This window comes from Paracidovorax wautersii (assembly GCF_900113035.1).
GTDB classification, from domain to species: domain Bacteria; phylum Pseudomonadota; class Gammaproteobacteria; order Burkholderiales; family Burkholderiaceae_C; genus Paracidovorax; species Paracidovorax wautersii.
Genome location: NZ_FONX01000001.1, coordinates 298,865 through 320,354, shown reverse-complemented (window position 1 = coordinate 320,354; position 21,490 = coordinate 298,865). Strand labels below are relative to the sequence as shown.

The following is a 21,490-nucleotide window of genomic DNA, read 5'->3' as shown; positions in this document are numbered from 1 at the left end:
GCTGGGTTGCGGGCGCGGCCGCTGCGCTCTGATCCCCGTCCGGTGTCCAGGCTCGTTGGCGCGGCGGTCGCCTTGAGGGTGGGCTGAGTCTTTTGCCTTCGCCTTCGCCTTGGCCTTCGGTCTCAGGCGAGGAGCGCGGTCAAGCAGCCCGTGACGGGCGCAATGCTCTCCACAGCATGCCGGCGAAGGCCAGCGCCGTGACGCCCAGCGCCATCGCGCTGGCGGCCCAGAAGGGCGCGGGCGTGTCGCCATACGGGCCCCAGCCGGCCAGGCCGTGGTAGGCCAGCAGGTAGCCGCAGGCCATCCCGCCGCCCCAGAGCAGCAGGCAGTAGATCACCAGCGGCGCGATGGTGATGTGGTAGCTGCGCAGCACGAAGATGCAGAGCGTCTGCAGCGCGTCCGCGAGGTGGTAGGCGGCCACCAGCGGCAGGATCGCCGCGGCCAGCGCGACGATCTGCAGGTTGTTCGAATAGAGGCCCGCAATGGCCTCTCTTGCTATGAACAATGTAGCTGCCAGCGCAATCCCCATCAGGGCTGCGAGCCTGAAACCCATCCAGGCGATGCTGCGCGCCCGGGCTTCGTCGCCCGCGCCGCGCCAGAAGCTCACGCGCGCGCTGGTGGCGATGGCGAGCGACAGCGGCACCATGTAGAACACGGCGCCCAGGTTGGAGGCGATCTGGTGGGCCGCGGACGACAGCGTGCCCTGGCGCGCGACGAAGAGCGCCACCAGCGAGAACGAGGTCACCTCCACCAGTATCGACAGGCCCGCCGGAACGCCCAGCCGCGCGAACCGCGCCAGCTGCGCGAGATCGGGTCTTTCCATCGGCCGCCACAGCGCCAGCGGGGCGTACATGGAGCGCGTGCGCAGCATCCAGACGCCCACGGCCAGCAGCGCGTAGTTCACCACCAGCGTCGCCCAGGCGCAGCCCGCGGCGCCCTGTGCCGGCAGCCCGAAGGCGCCGAAGGCGAAGCCGATGGAAAGCGGCACCTTCAGTGCCAGCGAGCCCACCTGCAGCCAGGTGACCAGCTGGGGCTTGCCCAGGGCCTGGTTCAGCGTGCTGTAGATGCGGAACAGCAGCGCGGGCGGCAGCCCGAAGGCCAGGATGCGCAGATAGGTCTCGACCTGGCCGCGCAGCGCCTCGGGCACCTGCGTCCAGCGCAGCAGGGCGCCCGGTGCCAGCAGCGCGGCCATGCCCAGCGCGGTCACGATCAGCCACAGATAGAGCGCCTGGCGCACGCTCACGCCGATGGCGGAAGACATGTGCGCGCCGCGCTGCTCGGCCCAGACCGGCAGCAGGGCCTGCAGCACGCCCATGAGCGCCACATAGACGCTGATGAACACGGCCGAGCCGATCGACAGCGCGGCGAGCGCGCCTTCGGAGTGGCGGCCGGCGACGATGGTGTCGGTCACGCCGAAGGCCATGACCGCCAGCTGGCCGGCCAGCACGGTGCCGGCGTGGCGCAAGACCGTGGTGCGTTCGGAAGGCATCGGTGCTGCGGTCCTCAGCGCCGGGCCGTGATGCGATGCAGAACGACGAGGCTGTCGTTCTTGTCTGTGGGCCGCATGATGGTCGCGATCTCTTTCCACTCGCGTGCGGGCAGCACCGAGGAGAAGTGCGGCACGGCGCCCGCGTCGGCCACCAGCCAGTCGCAGTCGGCGCTGTGCTGGCCCGAGGCCGGCGTGAGCCCGGCGTGGTAGATCAGGGCGGCCAGCTGGGCGCGGCCCATGCCGTAGGTGGCCACGCAGCCGGGCTTGTCGCCCACGGTGGCGCGCACGGCCTCCATCTGCAGGCGGTAGCTGCGCGCGTGGTCCAGCAGCGGCAGCCAGAGCGTCATCAGCAGCAGCCAGCCCAGCGCCGCACCGCTGGCGGGCAGCACCAGGCTCTTCCAGATGGCGGTGCGGTTGCGCGCCGCGCGCCACCACACCAGCGCGCACCAGGCCAGCGTGGCGGCCAGGGCGGTGGCGAAGGCCACGGGCGAGAACGAGGCCACGAAGCCGGGTGCCAGCCGGGCGATGTTCTGCGCCGGCTTGGCGGGCACGCCGGTCTGCACCGACAGCCAGATCACCCAGATGGCGATGGCCGACACGCTGAAGAAGAGCAGGGTGAACCAGTCGATGAGCGCCGCGATGCTGCGCCGCAGCGTGGGTAGCGCGAAGGCTGCCAGCGCCGCGAGAGCGGGCAGGCCCAGCAGCAGTGCCCGGTCGGCGGGGCGCGTGGTGAGCGTGGCACCCAGGGCCACGCCCAGGAACCAGAGGGGCAGCAGCAGGTGCCGATGGGGCTGGCGGCTCACGATCTGCCGGCGCCAGCGCCACAGCGTCCAGAGCGTGAGCGGCCAGGCGGGCCAGGAGAACCACAGCAGCAGGCGCGCGAGGCTGCTCCACTCCTTGGCTTCCTTCGCTTCGACGATGCGCCAGCGCCAGAGATCGAGTTCCCAGCCCAGCAGTGCCGAGGCCAGCGTGATGGCCGCCAGCGCAGCCGCCCAGGGCCAGCGGCGCCGGGGCGAATCGGAGGCGCTGAACAGCACCAGCAGCGCGCCGCCGCTGCCCAGCAGCACGGCCAGGGCCGGCGCCCCGCTGAGCACCAGGCCGCCCAGCCCGGCCACGGCCGCGGCCATGGGCAGCACCGTGCGCAGCGGCAGGGCCGCCGCGGCATAGAAGAGCAGGGCGGTGCAGGCCAGCTGGGTGAGGTAGCTGGTGATTTCGTGCGACAGCTGGGCCAGGCCCAGGCAGGCGATGAGCGCCAGCAGGCCCGCGTCGGCCATGGCGCGCGCATAGGCGGCCGGGCTGGCTTCGCCGCCGAAGGCGAAGGCCACTGGCTGCGCGCCCGGGCTGCGCGCGAGGTAATAGACGCTGTACCAGGTGGCGGCCAGCGTGAGCGCCAGCAGCGCGGCGAAGGGCAGCCGCGCGCCGAGTTCGGGCGAGAGCCAGGGCGATGTCCACTGGATGGCCCAGGCCCCGAGCCAGTAGGGCAGCAGGCCGTCGGTGTCGGGCGGCAGCCCCGCCATCAGCGGGTCCAGCCACGACGTGTGGCCCAGCGCCAGCTCGCGCATGTAGCCGAAGGCCGTCACGTCGGCGCTCTTCCACGGATCGCGGCCGATGAAGCCCGGCACCACATAGGCAAGGCACAGCAGCAGCAGCGCCCAGCGCGGCAGGGTGCGTGCGGCGCTGTGGGGCACGATGGCGGGGGTGGGCTGGATCACGCGAAAGTTGTCCGGTGCAAGGTGGGTGGCGCCAATCGGCGGGGCGGTCTCGGCGCAATGGGCCGGCCTGGCGATCGCCGCCGGCAAGCATCGAGTCGAGAGCTGCCGCGCGCGGGTGGCACGCAGCCTTCAGGAAGGAAAAAAGGCAGCGCGGCGAACCGGGCTGCCTTCTCGAAGCGGCGGGAAGAGGCTCCCGGGCTTGCGGGCTTACTTCGCAGCGGCCGTGGTCTTGCCGAAGCGGTTGCGGAAGCGCTCCACGCGGCCACCCATGTTGTCCACCGACTTTTGCGTGCCGGTGTAGAAGGGGTGCGATTCAGAGGAGGTATCCAGCTTGAACAGGGGATATTCCTTGCCTTCGAAGGTGTCGGTTTCCTTCGTGTTCACGCACGAACGGGTCACGAACTTGAAGCCGTTGGACAGGTCCACGAACAGCACTTCGCGGTAGTTGGGGTGAATGCCTTCTTTCATGATCTTCCTTTTCGAATCAGATGCGGGAGCCGCGCCGGCCAGTCCGGCGTACTTTCCGCAAGAAAAAGCCCGCCATTATCGCACGGCGGGCCCGGTTGGCAAGATGAGGTGTGCGGGCGGTCAGCCGCCGCGGCGCATGGCCTCGAAGAAGTCGGTGTTGGTCTTGGTCTCGCGCATCTTCTTGATCATGAGTTCCATGGACTCGATCTCGTCCATGTTGTACATGAACTGGCGCAGGATGCGGGTCTTCTGCAGGATCTCGGGCGCAAGCAGCAGCTCTTCGCGGCGCGTGCCGCTCTTGTTGAGCTCGATGGCCGGGAACACGCGCTTTTCGTAGAGGCGGCGGCTCAGGTGGACTTCGCAGTTGCCCGTGCCCTTGAACTCTTCGAAGATCACTTCGTCCATGCGGCTGCCGGTGTCCACCAGCGCCGTGGCGATGATGGTCAGCGAGCCGCCTTCCTCGACCTTGCGGGCCGCGCCGAAGAAGCGCTTGGGGCGCTGCAGCGCGGCGGCATCCACACCGCCCGACAGCACCTTGCCCGACGAGGGCACGACGTTGTTGTAGGCGCGGGCCAGGCGGGTGATGGAGTCCAGCAGGATCACCACGTCCTTCTTGAGCTCGACCAGGCGCTTGGCGCGCTCGATCACCATCTCGGCCACGTGGACGTGGCGGGCGGCGGGCTCGTCGAAGGTGGAGGCGATGATTTCGCCCTTGACCGAGCGCTGCATCTCGGTCACTTCTTCAGGGCGCTCGTCCACCAGCAGCACCATCAGGTGCACGTCGGGGTTGTTGGCCGTGATGGCGTGGGCGATGTGCTGCATCATCACCGTCTTGCCGCTCTTGGGCGGTGCGACGACCAGCGCGCGCTGGCCGCGGCCGATGGGGGCCACGATGTCGATGATGCGGCCGGTGATGTTCTCGTCGCCCTTGATGTCGCGCTCGAGCTTCATCTGCTCCTTGGGGAACAGCGGGGTCAGGTTCTCGAACATGACCTTGTGCTTGTTCTGCTCGGGCGGGCCGCCGTTGACGGCGTCGAGCTTGGTCAGCGCGAAGTAGCGTTCGCCGTCCTTGGGCGTGCGCACTTCGCCTTCGATCATGTCGCCGGTGTGCAGGTTGAAGCGGCGCACCTGGCTGGGCGAGATGTAGATGTCGTCCGTGCTGGCGGTGTAGCTGGTGTCGGGGCTGCGCAGGAAACCGAAGCCGTCGGGCAGGATCTCCAGCACGCCGTCGGCGAACACCTGTTCGCCGGCCTTGGCGCGCTTCTTGATGATGGCGAACATCAGCTCCTGCTTGCGCATGCGGCCGGTGTTTTCGATCTCAAGCTCTTCGGCCTGCTTGAGGACTTCAGACACGTGCAGTGCCTTGAGTTCGTTTAAGTGCATGGGGAGACTCCCTGGCGGAGTGGGATGTGGGTCAGAGCAGAGGGGAGGAGGCTGGGAGCGCCGTAGAGGCCGTCGTGCGGGCCGGGCGAGCCTGGGATCTGAAACCAGACGCCTATGCGGTGCGCGCTGGTGATCGCTTCGGATTATGACAGGAAAAGATTCGGGATCGCCACCGCGAGGGCGGTGGGCGGCGCAAGCAGCGTGAATGAGCCGTGGCGCCGGGGTTCGCCGCCCGTGCGGGCCGGGCGGCGAAAGGGGGAGAGGATCAGGCCAGGCTCTGGTCGATGAAAGCCGACAGCTGGGCCTTGCTCATGGCGCCGACCTTCTGGGCGGCCAGTTCGCCGTTCTTGAACAGCATCAGCGTGGGGATGCCGCGGATGCCGAACTTGGCGGGGATCTCGCGGTTCTCGTCCACGTTCATCTTGGCGATGGTCAGCTTGCCTTGGTAGGTGGCCGCCAGCTCGTCCAGCACGGGGGCGATCATCTTGCAGGGGCCGCACCATTCGGCCCAGTAATCCACCAGCACCGGACCGGACGCCTTCAGCACGTCGGCTTCGAAACTGGTGTCGGAGATGTGTTTGATGAGTTCGCTTGCCATGGCGCAATCCTTGTGTATGCAGATATTGGTGGGCGGGTACGGATAAAGTCCGTTCATTGTGACAGAAACCGATTCCCCGCACCCCGTTACGCCAAGCGGCTCGGCCGCTATGACAGTCATAGCGAAAAACGATGGCCTGGAGCGCTCCTGGGCCGCCGTGCTGGACCGCGTTAGAGCCCACGCCGAGGCCCGCGGCGCTCACATGGCCGCTACCGTCGTGCTCGTGCCCTACGCCCAGCTCATGGCCGAGGGCCGGCGCCTCTGGGCGCGGCATTTTCCCGACGGCTTCTCGCCCCGCTTCGAGACCACCCGCAACTGGGCCCGCCAGCTGGGCCAGCCGCAGATCGAGGGCAGCGAATTCACGGGCGACGTGGCGCGCGATGCCGTCAATGCGCGCGACCTGCTCGAACGCGCGGGCCTCGCCGCCCAGCGCGAGGTGCTGGCCGGCCCGCTGCTGGAGATGGCCGCGCAGCTCTTCGCCGCCATGGCCGCCGTGCCGCCCGCGCAGCGCGAGGACTGGGCGCAGTCCGCCCGCGCGCTGCTGCCCGCCGGCGGCGACGGCGGCGCCCTGCGGCTCGAAGCCGCTGCGGCGCGCATCGCGCTGGAATGGGTGCTGGCCTCGCAGCCGCCCTGCGACGTGCTGTTCGTGCCTGCCGTGCGCGAAGGCACCGAGGCACTCGTCGTGCTGCAGGGCTACCAGCCCGACGCGCTGGCCCAGGCGCTGCTGGCACAGTGGGGCGATGCCGCGCTCTGCATCGACCTGCCCGGCGCGCTGGGCCAGAGCGCCCCGCACCTGGCCGCGCTGCACGCCGCAACCGACGCCGAAGACGAAGCCCAGCGCGCCGCCGCCTGCGTGCTGCGCCACCTCGACAGCGGCCGCGTGCCCGTGGCCCTGGCGGCCAACGACCGGGCGCTCACGCGGCGCATCAGCGCGCTGCTGGACGGCGCGGGCGTGGCCGTGCACGACGAGAACGGCTGGACGCTCTCCACCACCCGCGCCGCCGCCCAGGCCATGGCCGCGCTGCGCGCCTGCGCATGGGACGCCACGGCCGACGCCGTGCTCGACTGGCTCAAGCAGTCGCCCGCCGCACCCGCGCCGGCCCTGCGCGCGCTGGAGAAATGGCTGCGCCGCGCCGGCCCGCGCCAGTGGAGCGCAGCGGGCGCCATCGACGCCAGCCGCGACCCGGCCCTGGCCGGCGCTGTCGATCTGGTCGCCCAGGTGCAGGCCTGGCGCGAGCCGCTGCGCGCCGCCCGCCCGCTGGCCGCCTGGATCGCCGCGCTGCGCGGCCTGCTGCAGGCCTGCGGCCTGTGGCCGGGCCTCGTGGCCGACCCGGCCGGTGCCGTCCTGATCGCCCAGCTGCGGCTGGACGAGGGCCTGGACGCCGACCTGCAGGCCCTGGCCGGCGCCGGCCGGCGCATGTCGCTCACCGACTTCACCCGCTGGGTCAACGAAGTGCTGGAAGCCGGCCGCTACCGCCCCGATTACCTGGCCCAGGCGCCCGTGGTGGTGATGCCGCTGCCGCAGCTGCTGGGCCGGCCGTTCTGTGCGCTGGTGCTGCCCGGCTGCGACGAAAAGCGCCTGCAGGCCGCGCCCGAGCCGCCCGGCGCCTGGACCCAGGCCCAGCGCGAGGGCCTGGGCCTGCCCGGGCGTGCCGCTCTGGAGGTCGCCCAGCGCGCCGCCTGGCAGGGCGCGCTGGGCACGCCCTTCGTCGATGTGCTCTGGCGCACCGGCGACGAGGGCGGCGAGCCGCTGCTGGCCAGCCCCCTGGTGCTGGCGCTGGAGCTGGACCACCGCGCCCAGCCCGGCGGCGACTGCCGCGCCGAGCGCACCGTGCCCGCCGCGCCCACCGCCAGGCCCCTGCCCAGCGGCGAGCGCCTGCCGGTGCGCAAGCTCTCGTCCACCGCGTATTCCGACCTGCGCCACTGCCCGTACCGCTTCTTCGCGCTGCGCCAGCTGCAGCTGCAGGAGGCCGACGAGCTGGGCGCCGAGGTGGACAAGCGCGACTTCGGCACCTGGCTGCACGCCGTGTTGCAGCAGTTCCACGAAGCGCTGCACGAAGCGCCCACGAGCGAGCCGGCAGCCCGCCGGGCGCTGATGGACGCCGCCGCCGAGCAGGTCACCCGCGAGCAGCGGCTGACCGAGGCCGGCGAATTCCTGCCCTTCGCCTCCGGCTGGCCCGCGTTGCGCGACGGCTACCTGCAATGGCTGGCGGGGCATGAGGCCCAGGGCGCGAGCTTCCGCCAGGCCGAGGTCGCCGCCACCCAGCCGCTGGGCGCCCTGGAGCTGGTGGGCCTGCTGGACCGCATCGACGCGGTGCACCCGCCCGGCGGCGGCGAGCCGACGACGCTGGTGATCGACTACAAGACCGAGAACGACGCCGTCACCCGCCGCCGCGTGAACGCCGGCACCGAAGACACGCAGCTGGCCTTCTACGCCGCGCTGCTGGGCGACGACACTCTGCGCGCGGCTTACGTCAACGTGGGCGAGCGCGGTGAGACGCGCACCCACGAGCAGGAAGATGTGGTGGCGCTGCGGGACCAGCTGGTCGAAGGCATCCTGCACGACTTCACGCGCATCGCCGAAGGCGCGCCCATGCCCGCGCTGGGCGAGGGCGCGGTGTGCGACTGGTGCGCCGCACGCGGCCTGTGCCGCAAGGATTTCTGGACATGACGGAGCAACGCGTGCAAGCCGCCTATGAACACAACGGCCGGCCCGTGTCGCGGGAGGCCTTCTATGCCATCGCCTGCGATCCGCAGCGCAGCGTGGCCGTGGAAGCCTGCGCGGGCGCGGGCAAGACCTGGATGCTGGTCTCGCGCATGCTGCGCGCGCTGCTGGACGGCTGCGCGCCGCACGAGATCCTGGCCATCACCTTCACCAAGAAGGCGGCCGGCGAGATGCGCCAGCGGCTGCAGGAATGGCTGGAGGCGTTCTCCGCCGCGCCGCTGCCCGATCTGGAGCGCGAGCTGATCGCACGCGGAATCGGCCCGGAGCGCGCACGGGAACAGGGCCTGCTGCTACAAAAACTGTATCGGCAGATGCTCGAATCGGGCCGGCCGGTGCAGATCCGCACCTTCCACAGCTGGTTCGCCGCGCTGCTGGGCACGGCGCCGCTGGCGGTGCTGGAGGCCCAGGGCCTGCCCGCGCATTTCGAGCTGCTGGAAGACGACGCCCAGGCCGTGCGCGAGGTCTGGCGCCCCTTCCTGCAGGCCGTGGCGCAGGACGCCGGCCTGCGCGCCGACTACGACGCCTGCATCGCCGCCCACGGCCGCTCGCAGACCCACAAGGCGCTGGCCAGCGCGCTGGACAAGCGCGTCGAATTCACCCTGGCCGACGAGTCCGGCGTGATCGACGCCTCGGTGCCGTCCTTCGCCGCCCACTGCCCCGAATTCGCCGGCCTGCCCACGCCCGCCCATGCGCTGGCGGGCGAGGCCGCCCAGTTGCGCTGGCAGGGCTGGGCGCGGGCGCTGGGCACCGAGGCCAACAAGACGCCGCAGAAGGCCGCCGACGCGGTGATCGACGCCTGGAACTGCACTGACCTGGACGAGCGGCTGGACCGCCTGCGCCGCGCCTTCTTCGTCGCCAAGGAAGACCGCCTCGGCAAGAACCTCGAGAAATTCCCCGCCGCCCAGGCCGCCGAGCCCGAGCTGCAGCGCCTCTTGCTGGCGCGCCGCCAGCACCAGGCCTGGCTGCACCAGCAGCGCATGGCGCGGCTGGCACGCTGCCTCATCGCCAGCTTCTCCGCGCTCAAGCGCGAACGTGGCTGGGTGGACATGAACGACGTGGAGCGCACCGCGCTGGTGATGCTGTCCGACGACGTGCTGAGCGGCTGGGTGCAGGAGCGCCTGGACACCCGCGTGCGCCACCTGCTGGTCGATGAATTCCAGGACACCAACCCGCTGCAATGGCAGGCGCTGCATGCCTGGCTGTCGGGCTATGCCGGCTCGGGCGGCGGGCAGGCCGCGCCCAGCGTGTTCATCGTGGGCGACCCCAAGCAGAGCATCTACCGCTTCCGCCGCGCCGAGCCGCAGGTGTTCCTGGCCGCGCAGGCCTTCGTGCGCGAGGCGCTGGGCGGCGACCAGCTCAGCTGCGACCACACGCGCCGCAATGCCCAGGGCGTGATCGCCGCCGTCAACGCCGCCATGCAGGCCGCGCAGGCGGCCGGCGAGTACGCGGGCTTTCGCGACCACACCACCGAATCGGCGGACCCGGGCAGCCTGCTCAGCCTGCCGCCCGTCACCGGCGACAGCGAGGGCGATGCCGATGGGGAGGAAGAGGGTGCCCCTGCCGCCGACCCGATGGCCTGGCGCGACAGCCTGACCCAGCCGCGCCACGAGGCCGAGGAAACCCTGCGCATGCGCGAAAGCGCCCAGGCCGCGCGCTGGGTGGCCGCGCGCATCGCCGCCGGCGTGCCGCCGCGCGAGATCATGGTGCTGGCCCGCAAGCGCGACCGGCTGGGCGCGCTGCAGGACGCGCTGCGCGATCTGCACATCCCCTGCGTGCAGCCCGAAAAGGCCGATCTGGGCGAGGCGCCCGAGGTGCAGGACGTGGTGGCGCTGCTCGATGCGCTGGTCTCGCCCGGGCACGACCTCTCGCTGGCCCGCGCCCTGCGCTCGCCGCTCTTCGGCCTGCCCGACGAGGCCCTGGTGGAGCTGGCCGTGCTGCGCCGCCAGCCCGAGCATGCCGCCTGCAGCTGGTTCGATCTGCTGCAAAAAGAGGAGCTGCTGCCGCCCGTACTGCAAGGGCTGGGGCCGGTTTTGGCCCAATACCGCGGCTGGGTCGATACGCTGCCGCCGCACGATGCGCTGCATGCCATCTATGCCCAGGGCGACGTGCTGGCGCGCTTCGCCGCCGCCGCGCCCGCCACCCAGCGGCCGGCCGTGCTGGCCAACCTGCGCGCGCTGCAGGCGGTGTCGCTGCAGGTCGAGGGCGGGCGCTATCTCACGCCCTATGCCTTCGTGCGTGCCCTCAAGCGCCCGGGCCTGCGCGCGCCGGGCCGGGTCGATGCGCAGGCCGTGCGGCTTTTGACCATCCACGGCGCCAAGGGCCTGGAGGCGCACAGCGTGCTGCTGCTGGACACCGACGCCCGCGGCCAGAAGGCCGAGACCATGGGCGCGCTGGTGGACTGGCCCGGCGAGGCGCCCGTGCCGCGCCGCTTCGTCTTCATGGCCAGCGAAACCAGCCCGCCGCCCAGCGCCGAAGACGTGCTGGCGGCCGAGCGCGCCGAGCGCCAGCGCGAAGAGCTCAACACCCTCTACGTCGCCATGACGCGGGCCAAGCACTGCCTGGCACTCTCCTGCGTGCAGGCGCGCCAGGCCGCGACCGGCAGCTGGTGGAACCGCCTCGTGCCGCTGCTCACGCCGGCCGAACTGCCGCCCGAGCCGTCATCCGACGACGCCGTCATCAACGGCGATGCGGAGGCCGGCGACACCGTGACCCTGGCCGAACTGCCCGCCATCGCCATCGCCGTGCCCGCCCGGCCCGAGCTGGCCGCGCTGCAGCGCGCGCAGGCCGAGGCCTCCACCCCCGCCAGCCGGCAGGGCGAGGCCATGCACCAGCTGCTGGAGCAGGCCGGCCTGCCCGGCGCGCCGCTGGGCGATCTGCGCAGCGCCGGCTGGGCCGCAGGCCGCATCGCCCAGCTGGTGCGCGACTTCGAGCTGACGGCCGATGCCGCCGCCGCCGCTGCGGCGATGGCCCGGCGCATCCTGGCGGGTGAGGGCGCCTGGGCCTGGGACGCCGCGCAGATCGACCGCGCCCTGAACGAGGCGCCGCTGGTCCACCAGGGCCAGAATCTGCGGCTGGACCGGCTGGTGCGCCGCCGCGCCACGGCACAATCGCCGGCCCGCTGGTGGGTACTCGATTACAAGAGCGCCCCCGAGCCCGAAAGGCAGCCGCAGCTGATGGCGCAATTGCGCCTCTACCGCGCCGCCGTGCAGGCGCAGGTGGGGGCGGAGCCGGTCTCGGCCGCCTTCCTGGCGGGCGATGGCCGGCTGGTGGTGGTCGATGGCGACGTGGCGGCCCCGCCCGCGCCGCCGCCGCCATCGGCTCCGCCCGCGCCCGTACCGGCCAGCCGCAAGGCGGGCCCGGACACGCGCCAGCAGACGCTTTTCTGACGACCTTCCCTGGCGCGCTGCGGCCTCGATGCTTTTCCGCTGCAGCCGCCCCTTCGATACCGACCCCTTTTCTTTCCCACAGGCCCGGCATGACCGCTTCCGAATCCGCTCCCGACACCGCCTCCCTCGCACCCGCCTCCCGCCCCCAGCGCATCGATTGCGAGGTGGCCGTGATCGGCGGCGGCCCGGCGGGCCTGATGGCCGCCGAAGCGCTGGCCCGCGCCGGCCACGCCGTGCATGTGTTCGACGCCATGCCCTCCGTGGGCCGCAAGCTGCTGCTGGCCGGCAAGGGCGGGCTGAACCTCACGCATTCCGAGGCCTTCGAGCCCTTCGTGTCGCGCTATGGCCAGCGCCAGCCCGCGCTGGCGCCGCTGCTGCAGCGCTTCGGCGCGCAGCAGGTGTGCGAATGGGCGGGCGAGCTGGGCGTGCAGACCTTCGTCGGCACCTCCGGCCGCGTGTTCCCGGTGGACATGAAGGCCGCGCCCCTGCTGCGCGCCTGGCTGCACCGCCTGCGCGGGCAGGGCGTGCGCCTGCACATGCGCCACCGCTGGCTCGGCTGGGCGGGCGATGAGGCCGGTGCAACGGCCACCGAGGGTGCGGCCCCCGCGCTGCGCTTCGCGGCGCCGGGCGGCGAGGTGTGCGTGCAGGCCCGCGCCGTGGTGCTGGCGCTGGGCGGCGGCAGCTGGGCGCGGCTGGGCTCCGATGGCGCCTGGGTGCCGCTCTTGGCGGAGCGCGGCGTGGACGTGGCGCCGCTGCGCCCGGCCAACTGCGGCTTCGACGTGCCGCGCCTGACCGAGCCCGGCGGCCCGGTGGGCGAGACGCGGCGCGACTTCCTGCGCCAGCTGCTGGGCAGCCAGCCGCAGCCCGCCACCGGCTGGACGCCGTTCTTCGCCGAACGCTTCGCGGGCCAGCCCTTCAAGTCGGTGGCGATCGCCTTCACCGACAGCCAGGGCCGGCACTTCGAGCGGCGCGGCGAGTTCGTGGCCACGGCCACGGGCGTGGAAGGCAGCCTGATCTACGCCGTCTCGCACCTGCTGCGCGACGAGATCGCCGCCCACGGCCACGCCACGTTCGCGCTCGACCTGCTGCCCGACCACTCGCCCGAGCGCGTGCTGGTCGAAGTGCGCCACCCGCGCGGCTCGCGCAGCCTGGGCAGCCATCTGAAGAGCCGGCTGGGGCTGGACGGCATCAAGAGCGCCATCCTCTACGAACAGCTGGGCAAGGACGGCGTGAACGACCCCGTGGCGCTGGCCCATGCCATCAAGGCCCTGCCCATCACCGTGGTCGCCCCGCGCCCGCTGGACGAGGCCATCAGCACCGCCGGCGGCGTGCCCTTCGAGGCGCTGGACGCGGGCCTGATGCTCCAGGCGCTGCCGGGCGTCTTCTGCGCGGGCGAGATGCTGGACTGGGAGGCGCCCACGGGCGGCTACCTGCTCACGGCCTGCTGGGCCAGCGGCCTCGCGGCGGGCGAGGGCGCGGCCCGTTGGCTCGCGCTGAAGCCTTTTGCGAACGGTCGTTTGTAACAAGCCCTAACATACCCCCATACAACGTATTAATTAATCGGGCGAGAGGCAACGATGGGGCACGCCAGCCAGCTCATGGATCTGGCGGGTGGGCCCTGTTGGGGGAGTGGCGATGCACAACACGATGGTTTTCGATTTTCTGGATGTCATTCCGATGCCGGTGCTGGTTTCCGAAATGGCCGGCAACGCGCATTCCGCCCATCGCCCGCGTTTCGTGAATACGGCCTTTCTCGAACAGATCGGCTACGGGCTCGACGAAATTCCGGACATCGAGAGCTGGTTCAGGCTCGCCTACCCCGATCCCGAGATCCGGAAGGCGGTGGAGAACGACTGGTTCCTGGCCATCGACCGGAGCCTGGCGCAAGGCCGGCGTATCGCGGAAAGCAGCGCGCCCATCCAGTGCAAGAACGGCCAGAAGCGCTGGTTCATCATCACCGCGCAGGTGCGTTCGGAGAGCCTTCCGAACATGCACATCGTGACGTTCCGGGACATCCACGACCTGAAGATGCTCTCGGACAAGAACCACCGGCTGTCGCAGACCGACCAGCTGACGGGGGTGTTCAACCGGCGGGCCGGCCAGCAGCTGCTCGAATCGGAAATGGCGCGCTCGCACCGCAGCGGGCTGCCTTTCTCCGTTGTCATGTGCGACGTGGACCACTTCAAGTTCGTCAACGACCAGTGGGGGCATGCGTGCGGCGATCAGGTGCTGTGCCGGGTGGCGCAGACCTTGCGGAGCACCTGCCGCAACATCGATGCCGTGGTGCGCTGGGGGGGCGACGAGTTCCTGGTGATCCTGCCGGCCACTGCGCTGAAGGATTCCCGGATCGTGGCCGACCGGCTGCGGCAGTCGGTGCAGTCCCTGGAATGCCGCTGGGAAGCCGCCACGGTATCGCCGACCTTGAGCCTGGGGTGCGCGGCCAGCCAGCCGGGCCTGTCCCTCGCCGAGCTGATGAAGGCCGCCGACGAATCGCTCTATGCCGCCAAGCTGCAGGGGCGCAATGCGGTGGGCGTCGCGTCTGAATGAGGGCCCGGCTGGCGCGCTAAGTCGCCCGCTGCGGCGATGGGGCAGCGGCCTGAGGCCGGAAGGCGAGGGGGCTTGGGGGGATTGCAGGTCGAAAGCGCAAGGCCGGGCCGCTGAACGTGCCCGCACCGAAAGACCTGCAAAAGAAGAAGTTGACGAGCCTTACCCCCGGCACTGGCTCCACAGTTAGGGCTGCTTGGTTCCCCACCTGACCCGTTTGGCTACTTCACCATGCGGGGAGGCCCGTCAGCGGCGATTGTAGCCACTGCGCGGGGCCGCTTCGGCGAGAAAGGCCACACGGCGTGCCGGGCGAGCCTCTTTTTGCCGTGTTTTCACCGCTGCGTCACGCGGAAAACGCCCACCAGCTCTTCCAGCCGGGCGGCCTGGTTGCGCAGCGATTCGGCGGCCGAGGCCGCTTCCTCCACCAGCGCGGCGTTCTGCTGCGTGGCCTGGTCCATGTGGGTGACGGCCAGGTTCACCTGGTCGATGCCGGCAGCCTGTTCCTGGTTGGCCGAGGCGATGCCCTGGATCAGGTGCGTCACCTTCTGCACGCTGTCCACCACCTCGTTCATCGTCGCGCCGGCCTGGTCCACGAGGCGGGAGCTTTCGCCCACCTGCTGCACCGAGGTGTCGATCAGCTGCTTGATCTCCTTGGCGGCCGAGGCCGAACGCTGCGCCAGCGCGCGCACCTCGCTCGCCACCACGGCGAAGCCGCGGCCCTGCTCGCCCGCACGGGCGGCCTCCACGGCGGCGTTGAGGGCCAGGATGTTGGTCTGGAAGGCGATGCCGTCGATCACGCCGATGATGTCCACGATGCGGCGGGAGGAGTCGTTCACCGCGCCCATGGTGCTCACCAGCTGGCCGACCATCGTGCCGCCGCGCTGGGCCACCGCGGAGGTGGAGCCCGCCAGATCCGCCGCATGGCGCGCGTTGTCGGCGTTCTGCCGCACGGTGCTGGTGAGCTGCTCCATCGAGGCGGCCGTCTGCTGCAGGGCGCTCGCCTGCTGCTCGGTGCGGTTGGAGAGGTCGTTGTTGCCCGCGGCGATCTCGGCCGATGCGGTGGTGATGGACTGGGTGCTGGCGCGCACCTCGCTCACGATGTGGGCGATGCTCCCGCGCATGCGCTCCAGCCCGTGCAGCAGGCTGGACTGGTCGCCCGGCCGCAGCACCACCGGCATGGAGAGATCGCCCTGCGCCATGGCCTCGCTCATGCGGTTGGCGTAGCGCGGCTCGCCGCCCAGCTCGCGCAGCAGCCCGCGTGCGATGAGCGTGCCCACGGCCAGCAGCAGCGCGCCCAGCACCAGCGCGCCCAGGCCGAAGCGCAGGACGCGCGCATTGACCGTGGCGGCGACCGTGTCCACATAGACGCCCGAGCCGATCACCCAGCCCCAGGGCGCGAAGCCCTTGACGTAGGAGATCTTCTGCACCGGCTCGGTGGCCCCGGGCTTGGGCCAGAGGTAGGGCACGAAGCCCGCGCCGTTTTGCCGCACCATGTCCACGAAGGCGACGAAGAGGTGCTTGCCGGTCGGGTCCTGGTTGGCCGAGAGGTTCTTGCCCTCCAGCTCCGGGCGGATCGGATGCATGAGCATGACCGGCGCCATGTCGTTGATCCACAGGTATTCGTTGCCGCTGTAGCGCATCACGCGCAGCGCGTCCTTGGCCATCTGCTGGGCCTGCGTCTCGGTCAGCTTGCCCGGGCCGACCTGCGCCTGGTAGCTGGCCACCAGGCTGTAGGCCGTCTCGACCACCTGCCGCACGCTGGCCTGCCGCTCGTCCATGATGAGCCGCTTCTCGGATGCCAGCAGCACCGTGGTGATGAGCGCGATGCCCAGCAAGGCGCAGGCGATGAGCAGCCCCAGGCGCCGGCCGATGCTCATGCGGTTGAGCCAGCTGTCTGCTTGCTTCATGGATTTCCCCTTTGTTGATGCGGGCCTCTGCCCGGCTCCAGCCGGGCCGCCCATGGATGTGAGCATGGTAGTGGCCGGCCCTGCAGTGCGGCGCTTCTCGGCCCCCGTAGAATCCCGCAGATGTCCTACCTCGTGCTCGCCCGCAAATACCGCCCCAAGACCTTCTCCGAAATGGTCGGGCAGGAGCACGTGGTGCAGGCGCTCTCCAATGCGCTCACGCAGCAGCGGCTGCACCATGCCTATCTGTTCACGGGAACGCGCGGCGTGGGCAAGACCACCGTCTCGCGCATCCTGGCCAAGTCGCTCAACTGCCAGGGCCCGGACGGGCAGGGCGGCATCACCGCCACGCCCTGCGGCGTCTGCCAGGCCTGCCGCGACATCGACAGCGGCCGCTTCGTCGATTACACCGAGCTGGACGCCGCCTCCAACCGGGGCGTGGACGAGGTCCAGGGCCTGCTGGAGCAGGCCGTGTACAAGCCCGTGCAGGGCCGCTTCAAGGTCTTCATGATCGACGAAGTGCACATGCTCACCAACACCGCCTTCAACGCCATGCTGAAGACGCTGGAGGAGCCGCCCGAATACCTCAAGTTCGTGCTCGCCACGACCGACCCGCAGAAGGTGCCCGTCACGGTGCTCAGCCGCTGCCTGCAGTTCAACCTGCGGCCCATGGCACCCGAGACGGTGCTCGACCACCTGACCCGCGTGCTGGAGCAGGAAAACGTGCCCGCCGACCCGCAGGCGCTGCGCCTGCTCTCGCGCGCGGCGCGCGGCTCCATGCGCGATGCGCTCTCGCTCACCGACCAGGCCATCGCCTTCGGCAGCGGCCAGCTGCAGGAAGCCGGCGTGCGCCAGATGCTGGGCAGCGTGGACCGCAGCTATGTCTTTGGCCTCATCGACGCGCTGGCGCAGGGCGACGGCCGCACGGTGGTGGAAACCGCGGATGCGCTGCGCCTCAACGGCCTCTCGGCCGCCTCCACGCTGGAGGAGATGAGCACGGTGCTGCAGCGCATGGCGGTGATACAGGCCGTGCCCCAGCGCGCCGCCGAGGCCGCCGCCGACGGCAGCGACCCGGAAGCCGCCGAAATCGCCCGCCTGGCCGGCCTGATGCCTGCCGACGAAACGCAGCTGCTCTACAGCATCTGCCTGCACGGCCGCACCGAACTGGGCCTGGCGCCCGACGAATACGCCGCGCTCACCATGGCGCTGCTGCGGCTGCTGGCGTTCAAGCCGGCCCACTCCGCCGCCGCCGAAACCGGCTCGCCGGAAAAAAAAACTCTGAAGCCGGCTGATCCGGCCCCTGCGAGGGCTGCGGCGGGCTCCGCTCCGCCCGTGCGCCCCGCAGCACCTGCGGCGGCCGAGCCTCCGGTGGCGCGCGAGCCGGCCCCGGTGGCCGCAGCGGCGCCGCCGCTGCGCTCCAGCCCGGCTCCGGCTCCGGCTCCGGCCCCGGCGCCGCAACCTGCCGAAGCGGCCGCCGAGCCGCCCGAGGCCGACGTCGCGGTGCTGCCCGAAGCCGGTGCCGACGACGGCCCGGCGCCCGGCCATCCCGCCGCCTTCTCGGAAGTCGAGTACGAATCCGCACCCGTCCAGCTGCCCGTGCGCTCGCCCGAGGACTTTCGGCAGAATCGGCCCGCAGCCCGCCAGCAGCGCGGGCATGATGCTCCTGAATTCGTAGCAATCCCGGTGCGCGAGGCGCCCGAGCCCGGTGCCCGCCTGCAGCCGCTGCCAGCTGGCGGCCCGCGGGCTGCGTCGGCGCGCTACACCCGTACCGACGAGGGCGATGTCTGGTATGCCACCGTGCAGCAACTGGTGGCGGCCGAAGCCATCACCGCGCTGGTGCGCGAACTGGCCCTGCAGTCGCAGCTGGTGGCGCGCGATGCGGGCCACTGGCTGCTGCGCGTCGAGCGTGAATCGCTCAACCAGCCCACCGCCCGCGAACGCCTGCGTGCCGCGCTCGAAGCCCACGGCCACGCCACGCAGATCAGCGTGGAGCTGGGCGTGGTGATCGACAGCCCGGCGCGGCGCAATGCGCATGCGGCGGCCGAGCGCCAGCGCGTGGCGCAGGAAATCGTCGAGAACGACCCCTATGTGCAGACGCTGATGCGCGACTTCGGGGCGAAAATCGTGCCCGGCAGCATCAAGCCCGTCTGACGGGGCGGGCCCGGGCGGGCGCTCGCGGACGGCAAGGCACTGCACGCCATTCATTTCCCGGCTCCTGCCTTCCACTGCGCCGCTCCGCCCCCATTTCATCCATCCATCCGTTCGATTCATTCGATCCATTTCATAAGCAAAGGACACCTTTCATGTTCAACAAGGGACAACTCGCCGGCCTGATGAAGCAAGCCCAGGCCATGCAGGACAACCTGAAGAAGGCGCAGGACGAACTGGCCCACATCGAGGTCGAAGGCGAATCGGGTGCCGGCCTCGTCAAGGTGCTGATGACCTGCAAGCACGACGTCAAGCGCGTGACCATCGACCCCAGCCTGCTGGCCGACGACAAGGACATGCTCGAAGACCTGGTCGCCGCCGCCTTCAACGCGGCCGTGCGCAAGGCCGAGGAGACCTCGCAGGAGAAGATGGGCAAGCTGACGGCGGGCATGCCAGGCCTCCCCGGCGGCATGAAGTTCCCCTTTTGACGGGGGCTACTGCGCGGGCGATCTGCGTCGTTGGGCGGTGCTCGCGATCCTCACGTACATGCAGTACGTTCCGGTCGCTGCGCTCCGTCCGCCTCGCAGCTGATCCCGCTCGCTACGCCCTTTGCGCTGTCGTGAGCGTCGTTGGGCGGTGCCCGGAATCCTCACGTACCGCTCCAGTTCTTGCGCCATGCTGATGCGCTGCTCCAACGCCCGATTTCCAGGAGTTTGATGACCGATACGAGTTCTCTTGACGCCCTGATCCAGGCGCTGCGGCGCCTGCCCGGGGTGGGCGTGAAATCGGCGCAGCGCATGGCCTTCCATCTGCTGCAGCACGACCGTGCGGGCGCCGAGGCGCTGTCGCGGGCCTTGCACGAGGCGGCGCGGTCGGTGCGGCATTGCGAGCGCTGCCACACCTTCACCGAGGCGGCGGTGTGCGAGGTCTGCCTGAACCCGGAGCGTGACGCCACCCGCCTGGCCGTGGTGGAAACGCCGGCCGACCAGGCCGCGCTGGAGCGCACCGGGGCCTTCCGGGGGCTCTACTTCGTGCTGATGGGGCGGCTTTCGCCGCTCGATGGCGTGGGGCCGAACGACATCGGCTTCAAGCAGCTGCTGGAGCGCGCGAGCGACGGCGTGGTGCAGGAGGTGATCCTGGCGACCAGCTTCACGGCCGAGGGCGAGGCCACGGCCTATGCCATCAGCGAGACGCTCAAGAGCCGGGGCGTGCACGTCACGCGCCTGGCGCGGGGCGTGCCGGTGGGCAGCGAGCTGGAATACGTCGATCTCGGCACCATCGCGCATGCGCTGTCGGATCGGCGCTGACCGGCCTTCTGGCTTCGTATTGCTATTAAAATAGTAGCTGGTTGCCCTGTATTTCAGGGCGCTGGCGGCTGAAAACATTGGAAAGCGCAGGTGTGCCATGAACACGACGATGCATGTGGCCCGGTTCACCGCCGCCTACTGGTGCGTGCTGATCGCCGCGCTGCTGCCCATGGCGTGCGCGCTGCTGGCCAAGCGCGGCGCGTTCCGCCGCGGCGACAACGCCGATCCCCGGAGCTGGCTCGATCGCCAGACCGGCTGGCGGGCCCGTGCCAACGCCGCTCAGGCCAACAGCTTCGAGGCGCTGCCTTTCTTCATCGGCGCGGTGGTCATCGCCCACCAGCTGGGGGCGCCGCAGACGCCGCTGGACATGCTGGCCCTGGCCTTCGTGCTGCTGCGCATCGGCTTCATCGCCCTCTATGTGGGCGGCATGCCGACGGCGCGCAGCCTGGTGTGGTCCGCAGGCCTGCTGGTCAACATCGCCATTCTGTTTCTCGGTTATCGCTGACAGCAGCGCGCTGGGGCGTGCAGGCATCCGCCGCAGCGGGCCATGACGGCCGGGGTGCTGCGGCGTGCGGCTTTGCCGCCACGGGCCGGGGGCGGTAATAACCCCGGTAAGTACAAGTCCCTGATCGCGCCGCGTGCCTGCTTCAGGCACACTCCATTTCCCATGTTGCACTGCAGCATGGCCGTTTTTCGCAGTTCATCCATTCCATGTCATTACCGCACCTGACCAGGCGCCAATGGGGCGCTCACGCTGCTTCGGCCACCGCGACCGCCTGGGTCGCGGTGCCGATGGCCGGGCGCGCGCAGCCGCTCTCGGGCGGCGGCGAGCGCATTCGCGTGGCGGTGGGGGGCTGCAAGACGCTGTATTACCTGCCGTTGGTCATCGCCGATGCGCTGGGCTTCTTCCGCGCCGAGGGGCTGGACGTCAAGCTGCAGGACTATGCCGGCGGCTCGCTCGCGCTGCAGGCGCTGCAGGCGGGCGAGGCCGATGTCTGCTGCGGCGCCTACAGCCACGTGCTGCAGGCTGCCATCGAAACCAGCGGCACCAGTTCGCAGCAGGCGTCGCCGCGCGCGCTGGCATCGGCGGCGCCTGCGGCGCCCCTGCGCAGCCTGGTCGTGCTGGGCCGTGCCCCGCAACTGGCGCTGGGCGCTTCGACGCGCACCTGGCCCTGGCGCAGCGTGACCCGCTTCAATGGCATGCGCGTGGGGGTGTCGGCGCCGGGCTCGGCGACGCAGTTCCTCGCCAGCCTGTGGCTGGGGCTGGCGGGTGCGCCGCTCAATGAGGTCCGCTTCGTGGGCGTGGGCTCCGGCATGGGGGCCGTCACGGCGCTGCGGCAGGGGGCCGTGCATGCGCTCTGCCATGCCGACCCGTTCATGACATTGCTGGAGCAGCGCGGCGAGGTGCGCCTGCTGTGCGACACGCGCACGCTCAAGGGCTCGTCCGACCTCTTCACCGGCCCCATGCCCTCGGCCTGCCTCTATGGGCCCACGGCGTTCACCACGCAGCGGCCCGCGCAGGCCCAGGCCCTGGTCCACGCGCTGGTGCATGCCCTCAAGTGGCTGCAGACCGCGTCACCCACCGACCTGGTGCGCGCGCTGCCCCCCGGCTACATGATGGGCGACCGGGGCGCCTACCTGGCGGCCTTCCAGCGCAGCCGCGAAACCCTGTCGCCCGACGGGCTGATGCCCGACGACGGCCCCGCCACGGCGCTGCGGGCCCTGGCGCGGCTGCGGCCGGAGTTCGATGCGTCCCGCGTGGATCTGGCGCGCACCTTCACCGACGCCTACGCGCGCAAGGCCAAGCTCAAGTACGCGCTCTGAGT

General features: G+C 70.9%; 15 protein-coding genes and 1 other RNA gene. 9 read left to right on the top strand and 7 right to left on the bottom strand.

Annotated elements, in window-relative coordinates; all coding sequences use genetic code 11:
* Positions 1–139: 139 nt before the first annotated feature.
* From BM070_RS01335 to trxA, 5 genes are all read right to left on the bottom strand, one after another.
* Complete coding sequence (locus BM070_RS01335; RefSeq protein ID WP_092936820.1) at positions 140–1,489, bottom strand: MATE family efflux transporter; 1,350 nt, start codon at positions 1,487–1,489, stop codon at positions 140–142.
* Positions 1,490–1,503: 14 nt separating this feature from the next.
* Positions 1,504–3,201: a hypothetical protein gene (locus BM070_RS01330; protein ID WP_092936818.1), complete on the bottom strand. Its 1,698-nt coding sequence runs from the start codon at positions 3,199–3,201 to the stop codon at positions 1,504–1,506.
* A gap of 207 nt (positions 3,202–3,408) precedes the next feature.
* Positions 3,409–3,669, bottom strand: a complete 261-nt coding sequence (locus BM070_RS01325) for a type B 50S ribosomal protein L31 (RefSeq protein WP_092936816.1) — start codon at positions 3,667–3,669, stop codon at positions 3,409–3,411.
* 120 nt (positions 3,670–3,789) lie between these two features.
* Positions 3,790–5,052 carry a transcription termination factor Rho gene (gene rho, locus BM070_RS01320; RefSeq protein WP_092936814.1) on the bottom strand — a complete coding sequence of 421 codons (1,263 nt, stop codon included), beginning with the start codon at positions 5,050–5,052 and terminating at the stop codon, positions 3,790–3,792.
* A 265-nt stretch (positions 5,053–5,317) separates the two neighbouring features.
* Complete coding sequence (gene trxA, locus BM070_RS01315; RefSeq protein ID WP_092936812.1) at positions 5,318–5,650, bottom strand: thioredoxin TrxA; 333 nt, start codon at positions 5,648–5,650, stop codon at positions 5,318–5,320.
* A gap of 109 nt (positions 5,651–5,759) precedes the next feature.
* Between trxA and BM070_RS01310 the strand changes: the two genes are divergently transcribed.
* The 4 genes from BM070_RS01310 (at position 5,760) to BM070_RS01295 (ending at position 14,308) form a co-directional block, all read left to right on the top strand.
* On the top strand, positions 5,760–8,321 hold the full coding sequence (locus BM070_RS01310) for a PD-(D/E)XK nuclease family protein (protein WP_092936810.1): 2,562 nt from the start codon (positions 5,760–5,762) through the stop codon (positions 8,319–8,321).
* Positions 8,318–11,761 (top strand): UvrD-helicase domain-containing protein, encoded by a 3,444-nt coding sequence (locus BM070_RS01305; protein ID WP_092936808.1) that lies wholly within the window; start codon positions 8,318–8,320, stop codon positions 11,759–11,761. Before BM070_RS01310 ends, BM070_RS01305 begins: the two co-directional genes overlap by 4 nt.
* An 89-nt stretch (positions 11,762–11,850) precedes the next feature.
* Positions 11,851–13,284 carry a TIGR03862 family flavoprotein gene (locus tag BM070_RS01300; protein WP_092936806.1) on the top strand — a complete coding sequence of 478 codons (1,434 nt, stop codon included), beginning with the start codon at positions 11,851–11,853 and terminating at the stop codon, positions 13,282–13,284.
* A 112-nt stretch (positions 13,285–13,396) separates the two neighbouring features.
* On the top strand, positions 13,397–14,308 hold the full coding sequence (locus BM070_RS01295) for a GGDEF domain-containing protein (RefSeq protein ID WP_092936804.1): 912 nt from the start codon (positions 13,397–13,399) through the stop codon (positions 14,306–14,308).
* Positions 14,309–14,456: 148 nt separating this feature from the next.
* On the opposite strand, the gene ffs is transcribed toward BM070_RS01295, so the two are convergent.
* Positions 14,457–14,553, bottom strand: an RNA gene (ffs, locus tag BM070_RS01290) — signal recognition particle sRNA small type.
* A gap of 84 nt (positions 14,554–14,637) precedes the next feature.
* Complete coding sequence (locus tag BM070_RS01285; RefSeq protein ID WP_245785064.1) at positions 14,638–16,212, bottom strand: methyl-accepting chemotaxis protein; 1,575 nt, start codon at positions 16,210–16,212, stop codon at positions 14,638–14,640.
* A gap of 120 nt (positions 16,213–16,332) precedes the next feature.
* Here BM070_RS01285 and dnaX point away from each other — a divergent pair, with 120 nt between their 5' ends.
* The 5 genes from dnaX (at position 16,333) to BM070_RS01260 (ending at position 21,488) form a co-directional block, all read left to right on the top strand.
* Entirely contained in the window at positions 16,333–18,360 is a 2,028-nt protein-coding gene (gene dnaX / locus BM070_RS01280) for a DNA polymerase III subunit gamma/tau (RefSeq protein WP_092936802.1), read from the top strand.
* 152 nt (positions 18,361–18,512) lie between these two features.
* On the top strand, positions 18,513–18,845 hold the full coding sequence (locus tag BM070_RS01275; RefSeq protein ID WP_092936800.1) for a YbaB/EbfC family nucleoid-associated protein: 333 nt from the start codon (positions 18,513–18,515) through the stop codon (positions 18,843–18,845).
* Positions 18,846–19,073: 228 nt separating this feature from the next.
* Positions 19,074–19,664, top strand: coding sequence for a recombination mediator RecR (recR, locus tag BM070_RS01270; RefSeq protein WP_092936798.1), 591 nt, complete (start codon positions 19,074–19,076; stop codon positions 19,662–19,664).
* A gap of 97 nt (positions 19,665–19,761) precedes the next feature.
* On the top strand, positions 19,762–20,169 hold the full coding sequence (locus tag BM070_RS01265; RefSeq protein ID WP_092936796.1) for an MAPEG family protein: 408 nt from the start codon (positions 19,762–19,764) through the stop codon (positions 20,167–20,169).
* A 206-nt stretch (positions 20,170–20,375) separates the two neighbouring features.
* The gene (locus BM070_RS01260; protein ID WP_092936794.1) at positions 20,376–21,488 is read left to right on the top strand and encodes an ABC transporter substrate-binding protein; all 1,113 of its coding nucleotides are present in this window, start codon (positions 20,376–20,378) and stop codon (positions 21,486–21,488) included.
* Positions 21,489–21,490: the final 2 nt, after the last annotated feature.

Coding starts and splice junctions, on each gene's coding strand:
- BM070_RS01265 (WP_092936796.1), top strand. CDS start 19,762: ATGAACACGACGATGCATGTGGCCCGGTTCACCGCCGCCTACTGGTGC.
- dnaX (WP_092936802.1), top strand. CDS start 16,333: ATGTCCTACCTCGTGCTCGCCCGCAAATACCGCCCCAAGACCTTCTCC.
- BM070_RS01305 (WP_092936808.1), top strand. CDS start 8,318: ATGACGGAGCAACGCGTGCAAGCCGCCTATGAACACAACGGCCGGCCC.
- BM070_RS01295 (WP_092936804.1), top strand. CDS start 13,397: ATGCACAACACGATGGTTTTCGATTTTCTGGATGTCATTCCGATGCCG.
- BM070_RS01275 (WP_092936800.1), top strand. CDS start 18,513: ATGTTCAACAAGGGACAACTCGCCGGCCTGATGAAGCAAGCCCAGGCC.
- BM070_RS01325 (WP_092936816.1), bottom strand. CDS start 3,669: ATGAAAGAAGGCATTCACCCCAACTACCGCGAAGTGCTGTTCGTGGAC.
- rho (WP_092936814.1), bottom strand. CDS start 5,052: ATGCACTTAAACGAACTCAAGGCACTGCACGTGTCTGAAGTCCTCAAG.
- recR (WP_092936798.1), top strand. CDS start 19,074: ATGACCGATACGAGTTCTCTTGACGCCCTGATCCAGGCGCTGCGGCGC.
- BM070_RS01310 (WP_092936810.1), top strand. CDS start 5,760: ATGACAGTCATAGCGAAAAACGATGGCCTGGAGCGCTCCTGGGCCGCC.
- BM070_RS01260 (WP_092936794.1), top strand. CDS start 20,376: ATGTCATTACCGCACCTGACCAGGCGCCAATGGGGCGCTCACGCTGCT.
- trxA (WP_092936812.1), bottom strand. CDS start 5,650: ATGGCAAGCGAACTCATCAAACACATCTCCGACACCAGTTTCGAAGCC.
- BM070_RS01300 (WP_092936806.1), top strand. CDS start 11,851: ATGACCGCTTCCGAATCCGCTCCCGACACCGCCTCCCTCGCACCCGCC.
- BM070_RS01285 (WP_245785064.1), bottom strand. CDS start 16,212: ATGAAGCAAGCAGACAGCTGGCTCAACCGCATGAGCATCGGCCGGCGC.
- BM070_RS01335 (WP_092936820.1), bottom strand. CDS start 1,489: ATGCCTTCCGAACGCACCACGGTCTTGCGCCACGCCGGCACCGTGCTG.